Raw genomic sequence first — 18,648 nt, 5'->3', positions numbered from 1 at the left:
GTCGTAGTGCGAGAGTCTTATTGTTTTAATATCTGGCGCATAGTATCCGAGTCGTAGAATTCCTACAATACGTATAAACACCGTATCGAAGGACCCTCGTCATTTGCCGGATTTCCTTGCTGCGCGTATGAATTCCGCGGCCCTTTCAGCGATCATCACCGTCGGTGAATTAGTGTTGCCGGAGGTGATTGTCGGCATCACCGAAGCATCGACCACCCGCAACCCGGCGACTCCCCGCACACGCAATTTACTGTCCACTACTGCCAGCGGGTCATCGTCACGTCCCATCTTGCAAGTCCCGACCGGATGGAAGATGGTGGTGCCGATTTCACCGGCCGCCTTATACAACTCTTCTTCGGTTTGGTACTGTACTCCTGGCTTGCATTCTTCAGGACGGTATTTTTGCAATGCCGGCGCGGCTGCAATCTTGCGCGTCAGTTTAAGCGAATCAGCCGCTACCTTGCGATCAATTTCGGTACTCAGATAATTTAATGTGATTTTCGGCGCGATAGCACCGTCAGCGGAAGCAATCCGCACATGGCCACGCGACGTTGGCCGCAGATTGCAGACGCTGGCGGTGAATGCCGGGAAGTTGTGCAACGGATCACCGAATTTCTCCAGCGACAGCGGCTGCACGTGATATTCCAGATTGGCGCTGGGCTGACCCGGATCCGATTTGGCAAACGCGCCGAGTTGCGACGGTGCCATTGACATCGGTCCGCTCTGGAACATGGCGTATTGCATGCCAATCTTCATTTTGCCGTACCAACTGTTGGCCATCATGTTGAGCGTCTGCACGCCGTTGACCTTGAAGGCCAGCCGGATCTGCAAGTGATCCTGCAAATTACCGCCCACGCCCGGGCTATCCTGCACTACCGGAATCTGCAGTTGCTGCAACAACTTGCCATCGCCAATGCCGGACAATTGCAATATTTGCGGTGAACCTACCGCACCGGCGGCAAGAATGGTTTCGCAATCCGACTCGGCAAACCACTCCTTGCCGCCGCCGGTAAATTCAACGCCGGTACAGACGGTACCATTGGGGCCGGTTTGCAAACGCAGTCGTTTGACATGCGAGCCGGTCATGATGTCGAGGTTGCCATTTTTCATGGCCGGTTTCAAAAATGCCTTCGACGCATTCCAGCGGATGCCGCGCTTTTGATTGACGTCGAAATACGAACTGCCCTCGTTGTCGCCGCGATTGAAATCTTCAATCTTGGGAATGCCGACTTCCGCTGCCGCGTCACGGAAAGCATCGAGAATTTCCCAGGACAGGCGCTGCTTTTCCACACGCCATTCGCCGCCGCTGCCATGAAACTCGCTGGCACCTTTGTAGTGATCTTCGCTCTTCTTGAACAAAGGCAGCACCTGATCCCAGCGCCAGCTGTCATCTCCGCTCAATTGCGCCCATTCATCGTAATCCCGCTGCTGGCCGCGCATGTAAATCATGCCGTTGATCGAAGAACAGCCGCCCAGTACTTTGCCGCGCGGATAAATCAGACTGCGGCCGTTCAGACCGGCATCGGCCTCGGTCTTGTACAGCCAGTCGGTCCGCGGATTATTGATGCAATACAGATAACCGACCGGAATGTGAATCCAGATGTAATCGTCCTTGGCGCCTGCTTCGATCAGCAAGACCTTGACGTCGCGTTCCCTGCTCAGGCGATTGGCGAGCACGCAACCTGCCGTGCCGGCGCCGATGATGATGTAGTCGTATTTGCCTGCTGATTCCATTGCCGGTCTCCTGTCTGTTTTTTATTTGGCAACCGGCATTGTAAACTCCGCGCCCTTGCCGATCGTTGCCGACCAGCGTTGCATGATCGATTTGTAACGCGTATAGAAACGAATCCCCTCTTCGCCATACGCATGCGTATCACCAAACAGCGACCGCTTCCAGCCGCCAAAGGAATGCCACGCCATCGGTACCGGAATTGGCACATTGATACCAACCATGCCAACCTGGATGCGCCGCGAAAACTCATGTGCGGTATTGCCATCGGCAGTGAACAACGACACGCCGTTGCCAAATTCATGGGCATTGATCAGGCGTACTGCTTCAGCAAAATCCGGTACCCGAATCACGCATAGTACCGGGCCGAAGATCTCTTCCTTATAAATTTTCATGTCGGCGCGGACGTGATCGAACAAAGTACCGCCGACAAAATAGCCGTTTTCATGGCCCGCGACCTTGATGCCGCGGCCATCTACCAGCAATTTGGCACCAGCCTGCACGCCGTCTTCGATATACGCTTCGACCTTGACCTTGTGCGCCGCGGTGACCAACGGCCCCATTTCAGCATCAGGCTCCATGCCATTCTTGATTTTCAAGGCCTTGACCCGCGGAATCAGTGCTTCCACCAGCTTGTCGGCGACACTGCCAACCGCCACTGCCACCGAAATTGCCATGCAACGTTCACCAGCGGAACCGTAAGCAGCACCGATCAGGGCGTCCACTGCCTGGTCCAGATTGGCGTCCGGCATGACCACCAAATGGTTTTTGGCACCGCCCAGCGCTTGCGCCCGCAACGGATAAGTCCCGGCACGCTTGCTGGCTTCGCTGTAGATGTATTCGGCAATCGGCGTTGAACCGACAAACGAAATTGCCTGCACGTCCGGATGATGCAGCAAGGCATCCACCGCCACCTTGTCGCCTTGGACCACATTGAAAACGCCATCCGGCAAACCGGCACGCTTGAACAGATCAGCCAGCAACAGTGAAGGCGTCGGATCCCGCTCGGAAGGCTTGAGAATAAAACTGTTGCCGGTGGCAATCGCAACCGGCGCCATCCACAATGGCACCATCACCGGAAAATTGAACGGCGTGATACCCGCAGTCACGCCGAGCGGCTGACGCAAATTCCAATTATCGATGCCGCCGCCGATGTTGTCGGTGAACTGCGTTTTCAGCAATTGCGGGATGCCGCAGGCAAATTCGACAATTTCCAGACCGCGCGTCACTTCCCCTTTGGCATCGTAAAACACCTTGCCATGCTCGCGCGTGATCGCCGCTGCCAGCGCGTCATGATGTTGTTCTATCAACTCTTTGAATTTGAACATTACACGCGCGCGCTTCAGCGGCGCGGTATCTGCCCAGGCCGGTGCCGCAGCACTGGCAGCGGCAACTGCCGCATTCACTTCAGCCACTGACGCCAGCGCCACTTGTCCGGACACTTCACCGGTAGCCGGATTGAAAACGTTTTGCTGACGACCGCTGGCCGACGGGCTGATCGCACCATTGATGAAATGCGAAATTGTCGAATTCGTTGTACTCATAAGAATTCCTTTGGTTGAAGGTGATGGAAATTGAAGTAATTTTTAGCTTCAAGCAGAATATCTCTGGGAACGTGCGAAATCCAATCAGTTATTATCAATAGCAAAATAAGAATTACTGATAATTGAGTGCTTTTTTCAAGCATCTTCTTCTCTGACTTTTTACCTGAACACGAGCAAAACCATGGATTTCACGCAGTTACGCGCCTTTGTCACTGTCGCCCGCGAAGGCAATCTGACCCGCGCCGCCGCACTGTTGCACGTCACGCAACCCGCTGTGAGTTTGCAAATCAAGACCTTGCAGGAGCGACTCCAGCTGCAATTGTTCGTCCGCTCGGCCGCCGGCATGCGCCTGACCGCCGAAGGCAGCAAACTGTTGCCGACGGCTGAACGCGTTCTAAGCACCCTGCAGGAGTTCCGGCAACACGCCGATGCCCTCCACCCCAGCACCGGCAATCTGACCGGTACGCTGGCCATAGGGACCATCCTTGACCCTGAATTCATCCGACTGGGCGCGTTTTTGAAGAATCTGGTCGAACGTTATCCACAATTGTCGAACCGCTTGCAGCATCACATGTCAGGTTCCGTGTTGCAACAAATCAAGACCGGCGACCTCGATGTCGGCTTTTTCCTGGGCGACCCGGGTACAGGTTTTCACAGCATCACGCTGACTTCATTCAGCTACAACGTGATTGCGCCGGCCGGCTGGAAAAGCCGGATAGCCGGTAAAAACTGGGCAGAACTGGCGCTGTTGCCGTGGATCTGGACGCCACCGGAGTCGGCCCATCATCGTTTGCTCAGCAAAATCTTCGCGCAATACAAACTTATCCCCAACACGGTGGCCATGGTCGATCAGGAATCTTCCATGCTGGACCTGGTGAAATCGGGCGTTGGTTTATCGCTGGCGCGAGAGTCGATTGCACTGGCACAAGCCCATGCACATGGATTGGTGATCGCCGATGCAGTCCAGTTGTCGACAGTGTTGTCGTTCGTGGCACTGGAAAATCGCCGGAATGAAGCTGCCATCGCCGCTGTATTTGCTTTGTTGCAAGACATTTGGAAATGAATTGCTGCCGATTGCTGGCAACGGGGTTGTTTTTATTGTTTTCAACCATGTTTTTGCCGCTTTCTGCAAAACGAGAGGTTTTTGGTTCTTAAATTAATAGTTTATATATATAAATAGTAGTAGTAGTTAACGGCCCTGTTTTCTGTGGATAACTTGGTTAACCGTTTTCAAATCATCGGTTTACGAAAATCATAAACGCTTGGTAAGTCTTGTATTAAAAAAGAATAGAAGTTGAATAGAAATTCGGGGTGTGCAAAACAATTGAGCTATCCCCATTGCACGCAGCAGTTATCCAAAGAGTTATCCACAATAGCTTTGAAAAAGTGTTTTTTAGTTAATGAAAAATGGCTTTTTTCGGGGTTTCTGCGTTTTTAATTGGCTGATTTGTCGACAGGACTGCTTCATGGCATCAAACGATCAGATTTTCAACGTCAGGATTGAACCTGCCGGGTTTGAATTCAATGCACCGGTTTCCAGCAGTTTGCTGAAGGCAGCGTTTGCTGCGCAGTTGAGCATGCCAAGTTCATGTCGTAACGGGACATGTCGGACTTGCCTGTGCCAGTTGCGAAGTGGTGTCGTCAGTTATCAAATCGAATGGCCAGGTTTGACCCGCGAAGAAAAACAGGAAGGTTTTATTCTGCCGTGTGTTGCCGTAGCTCAATCCGATCTTGTGATTGATATCCCTGACGCTGTTTCTTTGAAATAAGGCACAGAACTAAAGAACGAAAAAAATTCGTTTACCTGTTTGCCTTTGTCACTTGCCCCGATGCCATTTCAATTCGTTGTTTCATTTTGAAATGTCGTTGTGTTTTGGAAATTAAATGAAGCCAAACGGAAAGTAACGCGATTCTGGTTTTAATTTAAATAGGTATATATATAAATAGTAGTAGTAGTTAACACAGGGCCTTTTCTGTGGATAAGCCGGTAAACCGTTTTTGAATCAAGCGCTTGGGAAAAGCATAAGCGCTTGGCAAAGCCTGTATGAAAAAAGAACAGATGTTGGACAAAAAAACGGCCGGTGGAAAACGTGCTGACTGTCCCCAATGCCTGCACTAGTTATCCCCAGCTTTATCCACAGTGCCGTTATCTGGAGAACAAAAAAAATCAGCGCTCTGAATGGACTTCAGCGCGCCGATTTTTGACGTGAACCAGCTTGCCGGCGTCAACCGGCAGCAGACCGTGGTGAATCGTTGATCAACTATTTTGGTGCTTTGGCGGTTGACCCTTTGTAAGTGCGGCCAGGTGGCGGTGCCACCGGCTGCTTTTTCACTTCGTTGAGCAGGTTCGCACAATCGGTTTGCTGGTCGCCACTCAGATTGATCAGCGGCAGGATGGCCGCGACCGGTGCCACCACACCCAGCAGCACTGCGCCGCCCGCTTTCAATGCCAGCACCCCTTTGTCGACGCTGATGTTCGGATCCTTGAACGGGCCCGTCACATACAGGGGCGAGCGCAAGGAGATGATCCGCAACCCTTTGCTCTTGGGATTAATCGTCAAGCCCAGTTGTTCCGTTGCCAGGTTGACATCGCCGCTGATGTGAATCAGGGCATCTTCGGTATCGAGTGTGAAGGTACGCGCTTGCATCAAGCCATTGGTGACCGAAAAATCACTGGCCATGCAATTGAGCTTGACCTGTTTGTCGCCAAACAGCTTGGATACCACGATGTTGCCGATATTCAGGCCCATTTCTTCCAGCAGCAGTTTGCTGATGGCACCGTGATTGATCAGCGATTTCAATTCGCCATTGGATGAAGCGAGCATGGCAGCCACCGAATTACCGGTAGCCGACAGGGACGCATCACCGTTGATCTCACCGAAACTGGTTTGCGACGCATCGAGGTTGGGAAACAATTTGTCGATCTTGATGCGGCGCGCCGAAGCCTTGATTTCGGATTTCATCTTGCTTTCACGGCCATCAAGACGAATATTCGAGACCAGGTTGCCGCCGGCCATGCCGAAATTGAGCGGGGTCAGTGACAACACCTTGTCCTGCAGATGCAGTTCGGCGCGCAGATCACTGATCGGCAAGTTCTTTTCTTTCACGATCTTGCGGCCGGTCAATTTGACATCGGCATCCAGACTGCCCCAACTGCTGGTGTCAAATTCCTTGACCGGTAATACCTTGTTGCTCGGCTGGCGTTCTTCGGCGCCGCGTTGTGCCTTGCTGGCATTGGAATCGGCACCGATCAGCGGCGCCAGATCTTCGAATCGCAACAGATTGGAAACGACTTCGCCCTTGAGCAGCGGGCGTGGTTGTTTCGATTGATATTCAAGCGTGCCGCCGATATCACTGGAACCGACCTTGCCGGTGAATTTTTCATATATCCAGTCACTTTGGTCCTTGCCCAGTTTGCCGATCAAATGGCCTTCGGTCGCGAACGGCGGCGTTTGCGGCAACAGCACGCCAGTCAAGGGATACAGATGGGCCATGCTGTTGCCCGATAAACTCAGGCGCAAATCAAGCGCAGCCAGTTGCTGCGGTTTGGTCAATGTCCCTTTGGCGGCGATGCGGGTTTGACCGACGCGGACATCGGCTTCCAGCGGGTACGGCGTATTTTCATTTTGCAGCGCCAACACCGCGCCCGCCTTGCCGCCGCCGCTGACCGGGGCGTTGTTGAATGTGCCTTTGACGGTCCAGCCAATGCCGTACAGTTTTTCCTTGTCCGGATCGAGCGTGTCGATATCGGCGCGAATGTCGATTTTTTGCAGTGCATCCTTGAGTTGCAGCGTTCCAGTCTTCAAGATCAGCTTTTGCAGTTCGAAGTCCCAGGCCGATGGGTCGCTGGGTTTGAAGGTCCAGTTATTCCTGGCATCTTTGTCGCGCAACAGAAAAACCTGAGGAGTATCGATTTCCAGCACCGGCAATACAATCTTGTGACTCAGCAATGGCAAGGGATTGAGCGTGAACGTGACTTGTCTGATGGCGGCCATCTGCGCCGGCTCGCTGAGCCAGTCGGGATTGCCGAGCACAATATCTTGTGCACTCAGCCGTGGCCACGGCACCCAGTTGCTCCACCCGGACTGCGGTGTATCCGGTTTATGCCAGGCGAGTTTAAGGTCGCCCTGAATGGCGAACTGACGTCCGGTACTTTCGCTGATGCGCTGGTTGATCCAGGGCCGGGCCCGGTTCCAGTCAAATACCAGAATGAAAATGATGAAGGCCGCGATCACGGCCAGAAAGCTGACGAGAGTCCAGATAATTATTCTTGATGTACGTGGCATAACCCATCCATGAAAGAGTGATGTTGCCAGACATCAAGAATCTGATATCTAGCGTTGCATGTTGATACGACCAAATTCGTCGTGAGTTGTTGCACTTAAATGTGCGCGCAACCATTTGTGAGCGGGGTTGCGGGCATCGCGTTCGTGCCACAACATATCCACATGTTCTTCCGGGGTCGCGAACGGCAATTCCTTTACCACCAAGGCTTCCGTCATGCCGGTGGCGGCAATCAGATGGCGTGGCAACACCGTGATCAGATCGGAACTGGCGACGATGCGGCCGGCTGTAAAAAATTGGTTCACTGTCAGCAGAATCTTACGTTCGCGTCCCATTCCCGCGAGGACATCGTCGATGACCGCATGGGGTTTGCCTGACAGACTGACCAGCAAGTGGTCGGCCGCGCAGTAAGTGTCGAGCGTCAATTCCTTGTCCGCCAGCGGATGGGTTTTATGCATCACGCACACATATTGGCCGGTATATAAACGCTCATGACTGATCTGGGTCTTGGCCATGCCCTGGCCATCGGCCAGTTGCGCGGTGACGCCGGGGAAAAAACCGACGGCCAGATCGACATCGCCGCGCAGCAACATGGCGCGCGGGTCGCGCGTGGTCAGCGGCATCATGCGGATTTTGATTCGCGGCGCATCGCGCATGATGGTGCGCATCAGCGACGGCAACCACAATGCGGCGGTGGCATCCACCATGGCCATGCGGAACGTATTTTGCGCGCGCGCCACATCGAAGGTTTCCGGTGTGATCACGGCTTCCAGTTCGGACAGTGCCCGCCGCACGGTTGGCCACAATTCTTCGGCGCGCGGCGTCGGCTTGACGCCATGCGCGGTGCGGATCACGAGTTCGTCATTGAGCGTATCGCGCAGACGGCGCAAGGCATTTGACACCGCCGGTTGCGTCATCGCCAGCAGATTGGCGGCGCGCGTCAGATTTTGTTCGGTCATGACGGCGTCGAACACACGCAACAGATTCAGATCCAGAGTCAGAAAGCTCATAGCGGCGAAACCTCGAAGGAGGAACGTAAAAGAGGATAAATGTGATTATTCATAAACGGTATAACTGATATCTGAAACTGAAATTGGCAATGTCAACGATGGATCATTACACTGCAATGCAACATAACACATTTCGCAAGGAAACCATCATGACTACATTGACCGCAAATTACGCCGGCACCACTGCAGGCAAGTTCGGCTCCGCGCTGCGCAACATCATTGCCCGCCTGGTGCAAACACACGAATTGACTGCCACTTTGCCAAGCACCACGCAAGACACGGTTGCCGGTGCAGCAGAACTGAACCGCATGGCCAAGCGCTTTGAAGCATCGCAACCGAATCTGGCTGCAGAATTGCGTTTCATCGCCTCGCGCGGTTGATCTGCAACTGATTAACAGGCCCGGCCAGCAGCAGTAACAAGCAATATCGGCGTCGCCTTTGTGGCGACGCTGACAGTACCGAACAGGTTTTATCGAATTCTCGTTCCCGTCCGCCGCCAGCGCGAAGACGTGGAATCAGTCAGGCGTCTCCTCCTCCCTCTACAGGAAGGATTTGCCCCGCAGGCTCAGCCTGCGGGGCTTTTTTTTCTATGGCAACAGAATAGCCCGGCAGCGCGCTATTCACAATAGCTATATCTGATATGACAACTTGAAATTGGGAATCCCCGATTCAACCTCATATACTGCAATGCAACAACAGAGCTTTTGATGCAATTTCGATCGCTTGAAAAACTATTATCAGGGAAAAAAATATCATGTCCATGCTTGCCATCGCCTTTCCAGTCGAAGCCGCCGTACCGGTCGCGCAGTCGCTGATCGGCACAACGGTCGCGTTTGTCCGGCCGTTGTTCGGTCTGGGCGTCGCCGTCACGTTGTTCATGTTGTTCAAACCATTGGTGATGGGCGTATTGCGCGCCGGCCTGGTTTTGCTGAAGCCACGCAAGTCGCTTGAGCAACGTATCCGTCAACACCGTTTCAACGGCATCAAGATGGTGAACCGCATGGCGAATGAATACAGCCTGAGCCAGCCAAGTTTTGCTGCCGAATTGCGCAACATCGCTTCACGCGATTGAATGTGTACCGGCGCAATAAAAAATGCGCCGGCCGACTGAGATACACACAAGAAGCAAACAAGTAATTCAGTCGCATCATGTAAAGATCATCAGTACCGTGTCTCCTCCTCCCTTAACAGGAAGGATTTACCCCGCAGGCTCAGCCTCGCGGGGTTTTTTTTGCCTGTCGTTAACGTTTTCCCATGACGACACTGGTACTGCGGCGACAGCGTTGGCGGTAACTATTCCAATTCGCTGTTTTTTTGATAATTCAAGGCAGTATCGCTTTCTCCGGCGCAGCCCTCGTGATACCGTAAAGCCTGTACTGCCAATCTTTACCCAACTTTCAACGAGCTTCGCCGCTTCTTCGTATCATGTGCCAGTTACTCGGGATGAATTGCAACACTCCCACCGATATCGTCTTCAGTTTTACCGGATTTGCGACACGCGGAGGACTGACTGATCATCACAGTGACGGCTGGGGCATCGCATTTTTTGAAGGCTCGGGCGTACGACACTTTGTCGATTACCAGGCCGCCGTCAGTTCACCGGTGGCAGATCTGATCAAGCGCTGCCCGATCAAATCGCAACATGTCATCGCACATATCCGCAAGGCAACCCAGGGGCGTGTTTCACTCGCCAATTGCCATCCGTTCGTGCGTGAGTTGTGGGGACGCTACTGGGTTTTTGCGCACAACGGCGATCTCAAAAATTTCATGCCGCAACTCGATGGCCCCTATCGCCCGGTCGGTACCACCGACAGCGAGTTGGCGTTTTGCTACTTATTGCAGCAATTACGCCGCCGTTTCGGTGATCAGTTGCCGGCGCTGGCCGAACTGACGCCGGTATTGCGTGAACTGACCGCTGAAATTGCCGGATATGGTCCATTCAATATGATGTTGTCGGATGGCTCGGCCCTGTTTGCCCATTGCTCCACCAATTTGTATTACATCGTGCGGCAACATCCGTTTGCCACCGCCAAATTGTCGGATGAAGACCTGTCCGTCGATTTCGCCGAAGTCACCACCACCAATGACCGTGTTGCCGTCATCGTGACGCAACCGCTCACCACCAATGAAACCTGGACCCAGTTCCAGACCGGCGAGCTGAAAGTCTTTGTCGACGGCGATGTTGTTGAATAGTTGTGGCAACGTCATCATTGCAATCATCAAATAAGCGTTCTGCCTGTGGATAACTTTCGTCGGCAAGAGTAAAATACCCGCTTGCGCGGCATTGATGTGGAACCCGTTCCCATCGTTTGCGCTGCCCGCCCTCACCTTTTTTACTTAAGACGATTCATGGATAATTTTTGGCAGGCTTGCTCCGCAAAACTGGAGCAGGAACTGACACCGCAGCAATACAGCGCCTGGATCAAACCGCTTGCCCCTATCGATTACGAAGATGGCCGGCTGCGTATTGCCGCACCCAACCGCTTCAAGCTGGATTGGGTCAAGACCCAGTTCGCCAGTCGCATCACGTCGATCGCTTCCGAATACTGGGAAACGCCGATTGATGTGCAATTCATTCTCGATCCGCGTGCCGGTGACGCCAAGCGTGCTGCCTCAGCCGCTTCGGCTCCGGTTCCGGCTGGTAACGGAAACAGCAACAGCAGTGGTAACGGCGGTATAAGTTATCCACAGTCGATGCCGGAACGCATGGCGGACCAGCCGATTACCAATACGGTGACCCCGCGTCAGGACTTGTCGCGCATCAATTCGGTACTGACCTTCGATAATCTCGTGACCGGTAAGGCCAACCAATTGGCACGCGCCGCCGCGACCCAGGTTGCCAACAACCCCGGCGTGTCGTACAACCCGCTGTTTCTGTATGGCGGCGTCGGCCTTGGCAAAACCCACTTGATTCACGCCATCGGCAATCAGGTCCTTGTGGATAACCCGTCGGCCAAGATCCGCTACATTCATGCCGAACAATATGTTCGCGACGTGGTGACGGCGTATCAGCGCAAGGGGTTTGACGATTTCAAGCGTTATTACCACTCGCTCGATCTGTTGCTGATCGATGATATTCAATTCTTTGGCGGCAAGAGCCGCACGCAGGAAGAGTTCTTCTATGCGTTCGAAGCATTGATTGCCGCAAAGAAACAAATCATCATCACCAGCGATACTTACCCGAAGGAAATCACCGGCATGGATGACCGCCTGATTTCGCGTTTCGATTCCGGTCTGACGGTAGCGATTGAACCGCCCGAGCTGGAAATGCGGGTTGCGATTCTGATGAAAAAGGCAACACTGGAAGGCGTGATGTTGTCGGATGACGTCGCCTTCTTCGTGGCCAAGCATTTGCGTTCCAACGTACGCGAACTCGAAGGCGCGTTGCGCAAGATCCTGGCGTACTCTCGTTTTCACGGCAAGGACATCACTATCGACGTGGTTAAAGATGCGCTAAAAGATCTCTTGTCGGTGCAAAACAGGCAGATCTCCGTTGAAAACATCCAGAAAACTGTGGCTGACTTTTTCAATATCAAAGTCGCCGACATGTATTCCAAGAAACGCCCTGCCAATATTGCCCGGCCGCGCCAGATCGCCATGTATCTGGCCAAGGAACTGACACAAAAGAGCTTGCCGGAAATCGGCGATCTGTTTGGCGGACGCGACCATACGACGGTATTGCACGCGGTGCGCAAGATCAGCGCCGACCGTGCCAAGAATCCGGAATGCAATCATGAATTGCACGTACTGGAGCAGACGCTCAAAGGATGATTCGGGAGTGCAATATGCGGCACGCACGCACCGATGATTGATACAATTGGGGAGTTGGTTCTGTTTGCTGCGGATGATGTCATTCTGTCATCTGAATGATCTGATTTGCAGCAAACGTGTCGCCTGCCTGAGTGACTGGCGCGACATGAGCCGTAAGGCTGGCGCCATGAAAATATGGCGGCATGCCCGGCCCGGGCCGTTGAGCAAATGGCATGAGAGCGACTAAAGCGCTGACGGCATCCTTTAAACCACTACTGTAAGGATATAGAGACTATGCAATTGGTCAAAACCCAACGAGACACGATTCTCCGTCCACTGCAAATAGTGAGCGGTATTGTCGAGCGTCGGCACACGTTGCCGATTCTGGCCAATATCCTCATTCGCAAGGATGGCGAAAAAGTGTCTTTCCTGTCGACCGACATCGAAGTGCAGATCACCACGCACGCAGAAGTCGGCGCCGGCAGCGAAACTGCCGCCACGACCGTGGCCGCACGCAAACTGCTGGATATCCTGCGCGCCTTGCCGGATTCCGGCGAAGTCTCGATCTCACTGGCGAACAAACGCCTGACCGTGCAATCGGGCAAATCCCGTTTTGCGCTGCAGACGCTGGCGGCGGAAGAATTTCCGACAGTCGCCCAGGCCGAGCATTACAACGCGCAGGTCACCTTGCCGCAGAAGACACTCAAGCATCTGTTCAACATGGTGCACTTCTCGATGGCGCAACAAGATATTCGTTACTACCTGAACGGCCTGTTGCTGGTGGTCGAAGGCAAGAATATCATCGCTGTCGCGACCGATGGTCACCGTCTGGCATTCTGCCAGGTCGAGACCGATCAGGAATTCCCGCGTCAGGAAGTCATCATCCCGCGCAAGACCATCATCGAATTGCAGCGTCTGCTTGATGACAGCGATGAGACCGTACAACTGGATATCGCCAACAATCAGGTCAAGCTGACGTTCGCTGATATCGAACTGATTTCCAAGCTGGTCGAAGGCAAGTTCCCCGACTACACCCGCGTGGTGCCGAAGGGCTACAAGAACAACTTCACCATCAGCCGCGATCAGTTGCTGCGTTCGCTGCAACGTGCGGCGATCATGACGAGCGACAAGTTCAAGGGCGTGCGCTGGGTAGTGGCACCGGGCAGTCTGAAGATCAGTTCGACCAACGCCGATCAGGAAGAAGCCGTGGAAGAACTCGAAATCGACTACGGCGGCGACAGCGTCGATATCGGTTTTAACGTCACTTATCTGCTCGACGTTCTGAACAACCTCAAGAACGACCAGATCAACATCGCCCTCGGCGACGCCAACTCATCGGCACTGATCACCATCCCTGACAACACTGATTTCAAATACGTTGTCATGCCGATGCGTATTTGATTTTATCCGGTAGCAATTCGACGAGGGGCCGTGCAGAACGCGGCCCTTTGCCACTTTTAAGAAATCTGTTTTTGCAGTTCCGTCAGTACAGAATCGTAAGTTAATTCAGAAGGTAGCCATGTCACAAGCCCCAGAAGACAACACCACTCAACCGCAACAAAATCAATATGGAGCCTCCTCCATCCAGATTCTGGAAGGTTTGGAAGCCGTGCGTAAACGTCCCGGCATGTACATTGGCGATACTTCTGACGGCACCGGTCTGCACCATCTGGTGTTCGAAGTGCTGGACAACTCGATCGATGAAGCGCTGGCCGGACATTGCACCGAAATCCACGTCACCATCCACGCCGACAATTCGATTTCCGTGACCGACAACGGCCGCGGCATTCCAACCGGCCTGAAGATGGACGACAAACACGAACCGAAGCGCAGCGCTGCGGAAATCGTGATGACCGAACTCCATGCCGGCGGCAAGTTCGACCAGAACTCGTACAAGGTCTCGGGCGGTTTGCACGGCGTCGGCGTTTCCTGCGTCAACGGCCTGTCCAAATTGCTGCGCCTGACGATTCGTCGCGACGGCAAGAAATACGAAATGGAATTCGTGCGCGGCATTCCGCAAGACCGTCAGATCGAAGTTGTCGATGGCATCCAGGTGTCGCCTATCAAGGTCGTGGGCGATACCGACAAGCGCGGCACGGAAGTGCACTTCTGGGCCGATGAACAGATTTTCACGCACATCGAATTTCACTACGAAATTCTGGCCAAGCGCATTCGCGAACTGTCCTTCCTCAACAACGGCGTGCACATCAAACTGAGCGATCAGCGCACCGGCAAGGAAGAAAATTTCGCGTTCGAAGGCGGCACGCGCGGCTTCGTTGAATACATCAACAAGAACAAGAGCATTCTCAATCCGACCATTTTCCAGGCCACCGGCGAACGGATGTCGGACCAGAACACCAACATCACGGTAGACGTCTCCATGCAATGGAATGACGCCTACAACGAACAGGTGCTGTGCTTCACCAACAATATTCCGCAACGCGACGGCGGTACCCATCTGACCGGTTTGCGCGCGGCGATGACACGCGTCATCAACAAGTACATCGAAGAACACGAATTCGCCAAGAAGGCCAAGGTCGAAGTGTCCGGCGACGACATGCGCGAAGGTCTGACTTGCGTGCTGTCGGTCAAAGTGCCGGAACCGAAATTCAGTTCGCAAACCAAGGACAAGCTGGTATCGAGCGAAGTGCGCGGACCGGTGGAAGAAATCGTCGCCAAGACCCTGACCGACTTCCTGCAAGAAAAGCCGAACGACGCCAAGATCATTTGCGGCAAGATCGTCGAAGCGGCACGGGCGCGCGAAGCAGCGCGCAAGGCGCGTGAACTGACCCGTCGCAAAGGCGTGATGGACGGCCTCGGCCTGTCTTCCAAGCTGGCCGACTGCCAGGAAAAAGATCCGGCGCTGTGCGAACTCTACATCGTCGAGGGTGACTCCGCGGGCGGTTCCGCCAAACAAGGGCGCGACCGTAAATTCCAGGCGATTCTGCCGTTGCGCGGTAAAGTGCTCAACGTTGAAAAAGCCCGCTTCGAAAAAATGCTGTCGTCGGAACAGATCACCACATTGATCGCCACGCTCGGCACCAGTATCGGCCCGGATGAATTCAATGCCGACAAGTTGCGTTATCACCGCATCATCATCATGACCGATGCCGACGTCGACGGCGCCCACATCCGTACCCTGCTGCTGACGCTGTTCTATCGTCAGATGCCGCAACTGGTCGAGCGCGGTCATATCTACATTGCGCAGCCGCCGCTGTACAAGGTCAAGGCCGGCAAGGACGAACGCTATCTCAAGGATGACGTCGAAGAAGCCATCTACATGATGCAGATCGCCCTCAACGACGCCGAACTGGTGCCAAGCGAAGGCGCGACCCCGATCAAGGGCGACGCCCTGAGCGAGCTGGTGCGTCAATACAATACATCCAACTCCATCATCATGCGTTTGTCGCGCATGATCGACGGCGCAGCGCTGACCGCCATCATGACCGGCGTCACACTGCAAATGGGCACCGCGGCGGAAGCAGAACAATCCGCGATTGAAATGACCAAGGCCATCGGCGACCCGAGCGTCAACGTGATTGCCCGCACCGATGAATCAGGCGAAAAACATTCACTGCGCATTCACCGCATGTTCCACGGCAACATCAAGGCCACCGCCATCGACAGCGACTTCGTCAGCAGCCCCGACTACGCCGTACTGACCAGCGCCGCCAGCACCTTCAAGGGCCTGATCGGACGCGGTGCACTGATCCGCCGCGGCGTCGGCGACAAGATGAAGGAAATCGCCATCAGCGACTTCCATCAGGTAGTGGCATGGCTGCGCGACGAAGCCGAACGCGGCGTCAGCAAGCAACGTTACAAAGGACTCGGTGAAATGAATCCGGAACAGTTGTGGGAAACCACCATGGACCCAACCGTGCGCCGCCTGCTCAAAGTCCAGATCGAAGATGCCATCGCCGCCGACCAGATCTTCATGACGCTGATGGGAGACGATGTGGAACCGCGTCGTGCGTTTATTGAATTGAATGCGCTGCAGGCTGGGAATATTGATGTTTGATGTTGTTGTAGCAGGAACCATAACCTGAGACTTTAGGAAGCATCCATTGAGACATTTATTGATGGATGCGTCTCGATAGCTGGATTGATGGCACCTAGCCGGCTGTGCCGGAAACAACAGCGGCCACCTCATTAAGGTGGCCGCTGTTGTTTTTGCGTGCTGCACGCAAACACGAAGCCGCATGCTCTATCCCGATGAGGCGTGTAGTGCGATTGTGCTGTCGGGAGTCACGGTAAGTGAAAAATCGTCACCCTCGTGAAAGCGGATAGTCATAGTAAACGCCTTGATATCGCCGTGCAAAAACGTGCAATATTTCAATGGGTTAATGCGCCAAAACAACTGCATTTATTTCGTTATTTTCAAGCCGTTTCGTCGGTTTTAGACTATTACGTCGTTGTCGGGAAGAGTTGCGGTAAGTGTTCGTCTCGACAGGCCGGTAACAGCCATCCAGCACCTTCTTGCAAGATTGCCTTGATTTCTGCAATACTATAAAATGAGAATCATTATTATTTAAATTGGGCGCGCCGCTCTGCTGTGGATGAGAGGTCTATGTCACTCATGGAGCTATGAATGCAACATCAGATAGACAGTCTCTATATCGATCATCATGCCTGGCTTAAGGCGTGGTTACTGCGGCGTTTGGGTAATGCCGCCGATGCAGCAGATTTGGCGCATGACGCCTTTCTCCGTTTGATTTTGAAACCAGCTCCCCGTGGCTTTTGCAGTACGGGGGAGGCGCGGGCCTATTTGCGGGCCATGGCTCAGGGTATGTGTATCAATCTCTGGCACCGCCGTGAAATCGAACAGGCCTGGCTCGATACACTTGCCGTACATCCCGAACAATTTTTCCCATCGGCTGAGCGTCAGGCCATCATTCTTGAAGCATTGCACGAGATGAGTATCTTGTTGCTCGACTTGCCGACTAAGGCGGCAAAGGCTTTTTTGATGGTAAGCGTTTGTGAGATGACATCGTCCGAAGCCGCAGAGGAGCTCGGTGTTTCATCGCGCATGGTGCGTAAATATGTCGCGCAAGCAATGCTTTGCTGCATGCAAAGCCAGGCACGTCAAACAATGACGGAACTTCGTTTCTCGGGCGAGAGATGAGCATGTCGACGGCTGCTGGTGCGGAAAATAGAAATACCGATGTATCCGAGCCTTCCCGGGAAGTGGCGCATCGAGCTATGGAAGAGGCCGCAGAATGGTATGCCTTGTTGATCTCCGGAGAAGCTACAGACAGCGATCACATTCGCTGGCGTTCCTGGTTGGCCGATCATGGTGAACATCGTCGCGCATGGAGTTACGTGGAATCGGTAAGCAACCGTGTTTTGGCCCCATTGCAACAGACGCACGATCCTCGTTTGACGTCGGACAGCTTGTGCGCTGCCAACGGACGTTTGCTGAAGCGCCGTCGTGTATTTACCCGCATCGCTGCATTTGCAGGCGTTAGCCTGCTGGGATTGAGCGGTTGGTATCGCTCTTCGCTGGGGCAATATGCCTCAATCATTGCGGCGGATCACCGTACTGTCATAGGCGATATCCGTGAAGTCTCTCTTGCCGACGGCACCCGTGTCTGGCTCAATACCGCCAGCGCATTCAATGAAGACTATCAGCTTAGGTTGCGCCGCTTACATTTGATCGCGGGCGAAATTCTCGTCACTACCGCTGCAGATGCTTCCCGGCCGTTTGTCGTCGATACCGCGCAAGGTCGCATGCGCGCCTTGGGTACCCGATTTACGGTACGCCTTGAAGAAGAAAAAACTTTCCTCGCCGTCTATCAGGGCAAGGTAGAAATAACGACTGCCGACAGCGGTGCGGTCGTCGTCATTCCCGCTGGACAGCAAACGCTGTTTGACAGCAACATCTTTTCGCCGCTTAGTACTGCCGATCCAGCACGCCAAGCGTGGAGTCAAGGGCAGTTGATCGCTTGGGATCTGCCGCTAAAAAATATCGTCCAGGAGTTGCGACGCTACTCCTCCGGGCATGTAGGTGTGGCCCCCGAACTTGCAGAACGTCGTGTATTCGGAACCTATCCATTACGGGATGTAGAGGGCACGCTGACCATGCTCGCCGATGCCGTGCAGGGGCGCGTTCGTCGTCCTTTGCCCTGGTGGAGTTCCATCGAAGCTAACGATTTACCGCAAAATTGATTTCTCACCTGTGTGAATTCAGCTTGCAAGTCATGCGGCAAATAGAGATCACGCATTTCTTTTGCTTTTCTTCACCATATTGGTTCCGCTTTTTGTCTCTCGATTGATTTAGGGAGTAAGAGAAGTCCACTTCCACGATTGCGCCGGGACGAACAGGGCGCAAGCA

The 18,648-nt window shown here is 53.8% G+C and carries 14 protein-coding genes; 10 read left to right on the top strand and 4 right to left on the bottom strand.

Annotated elements, in window-relative coordinates; all coding sequences use genetic code 11:
* Nucleotides 1-99 precede the first annotated feature (99 nt).
* The gene (locus AKL27_RS14220) at nt 100-1,734 is read right to left on the bottom strand and encodes a GMC family oxidoreductase (protein WP_050463487.1); all 1,635 of its coding nucleotides are present in this window, start codon (nt 1,732-1,734) and stop codon (nt 100-102) included.
* A gap of 21 nt (nt 1,735-1,755) precedes the next feature.
* Nucleotides 1,756-3,273, bottom strand: coding sequence for a CoA-acylating methylmalonate-semialdehyde dehydrogenase (locus tag AKL27_RS14215; protein WP_050463486.1), 1,518 nt, complete (start codon nt 3,271-3,273; stop codon nt 1,756-1,758).
* Nucleotides 3,274-3,454: 181 nt separating this feature from the next.
* Between AKL27_RS14215 and AKL27_RS14210 the strand changes: the two genes are divergently transcribed.
* Both AKL27_RS14210 and AKL27_RS27185 read left to right on the top strand, forming a co-directional pair.
* Nucleotides 3,455-4,336, top strand: coding sequence for a LysR family transcriptional regulator (locus tag AKL27_RS14210; RefSeq protein WP_050463485.1), 882 nt, complete (start codon nt 3,455-3,457; stop codon nt 4,334-4,336).
* 403 nt (nt 4,337-4,739) lie between these two features.
* On the top strand, nt 4,740-5,042 hold the full coding sequence (locus AKL27_RS27185) for a 2Fe-2S iron-sulfur cluster-binding protein (RefSeq protein WP_083439051.1): 303 nt from the start codon (nt 4,740-4,742) through the stop codon (nt 5,040-5,042).
* A 492-nt stretch (nt 5,043-5,534) separates the two neighbouring features.
* Here the strand turns inward: AKL27_RS27185 and AKL27_RS14205 are convergent, their stop codons facing one another.
* Complete coding sequence (locus tag AKL27_RS14205; protein ID WP_050463484.1) at nt 5,535-7,559, bottom strand: AsmA family protein; 2,025 nt, start codon at nt 7,557-7,559, stop codon at nt 5,535-5,537.
* A 48-nt stretch (nt 7,560-7,607) separates the two neighbouring features.
* The gene (locus AKL27_RS14200; RefSeq protein ID WP_050463483.1) at nt 7,608-8,567 is read right to left on the bottom strand and encodes a LysR family transcriptional regulator; all 960 of its coding nucleotides are present in this window, start codon (nt 8,565-8,567) and stop codon (nt 7,608-7,610) included.
* A gap of 149 nt (nt 8,568-8,716) precedes the next feature.
* On the opposite strand from AKL27_RS14200, the gene AKL27_RS14195 reads away from it, so the two are divergent.
* The 8 genes from AKL27_RS14195 (at nt 8,717) to AKL27_RS14160 (ending at nt 18,482) form a co-directional block, all read left to right on the top strand.
* Entirely contained in the window at nt 8,717-8,947 is a 231-nt protein-coding gene (locus tag AKL27_RS14195) for a hypothetical protein (protein ID WP_050463508.1), read from the top strand.
* A gap of 374 nt (nt 8,948-9,321) precedes the next feature.
* Nucleotides 9,322-9,639, top strand: coding sequence for a hypothetical protein (locus AKL27_RS14190; protein WP_050463482.1), 318 nt, complete (start codon nt 9,322-9,324; stop codon nt 9,637-9,639).
* A 353-nt stretch (nt 9,640-9,992) separates the two neighbouring features.
* Nucleotides 9,993-10,760, top strand: coding sequence for a class II glutamine amidotransferase (locus AKL27_RS14185; RefSeq protein WP_050463481.1), 768 nt, complete (start codon nt 9,993-9,995; stop codon nt 10,758-10,760).
* 156 nt (nt 10,761-10,916) lie between these two features.
* Nucleotides 10,917-12,338, top strand: coding sequence for a chromosomal replication initiator protein DnaA (dnaA, locus tag AKL27_RS14180; protein ID WP_050463480.1), 1,422 nt, complete (start codon nt 10,917-10,919; stop codon nt 12,336-12,338).
* Nucleotides 12,339-12,611: 273 nt separating this feature from the next.
* A complete protein-coding gene (gene dnaN, locus AKL27_RS14175; RefSeq protein WP_050463479.1) occupies nt 12,612-13,718 on the top strand; it encodes a DNA polymerase III subunit beta in 1,107 nt (368 codons plus the stop codon).
* 118 nt (nt 13,719-13,836) lie between these two features.
* The gene (gene gyrB / locus AKL27_RS14170; RefSeq protein WP_050463478.1) at nt 13,837-16,335 is read left to right on the top strand and encodes a DNA topoisomerase (ATP-hydrolyzing) subunit B; all 2,499 of its coding nucleotides are present in this window, start codon (nt 13,837-13,839) and stop codon (nt 16,333-16,335) included.
* Between the two features lie 570 nt (nt 16,336-16,905).
* Nucleotides 16,906-17,439, top strand: a complete 534-nt coding sequence (locus AKL27_RS14165; protein ID WP_050463477.1) for a sigma-70 family RNA polymerase sigma factor — start codon at nt 16,906-16,908, stop codon at nt 17,437-17,439.
* A gap of 2 nt (nt 17,440-17,441) precedes the next feature.
* Entirely contained in the window at nt 17,442-18,482 is a 1,041-nt protein-coding gene (locus AKL27_RS14160) for a FecR family protein (protein ID WP_198155967.1), read from the top strand.
* Nucleotides 18,483-18,648 lie beyond the last annotated feature (166 nt).

The sequence above is a fragment of the Herbaspirillum autotrophicum genome (assembly GCF_001189915.1).
GTDB lineage: Bacteria > Pseudomonadota > Gammaproteobacteria > Burkholderiales > Burkholderiaceae_D > Herbaspirillum > Herbaspirillum autotrophicum.
This window is presented reverse-complemented; position numbering and strand designations above follow the sequence as displayed.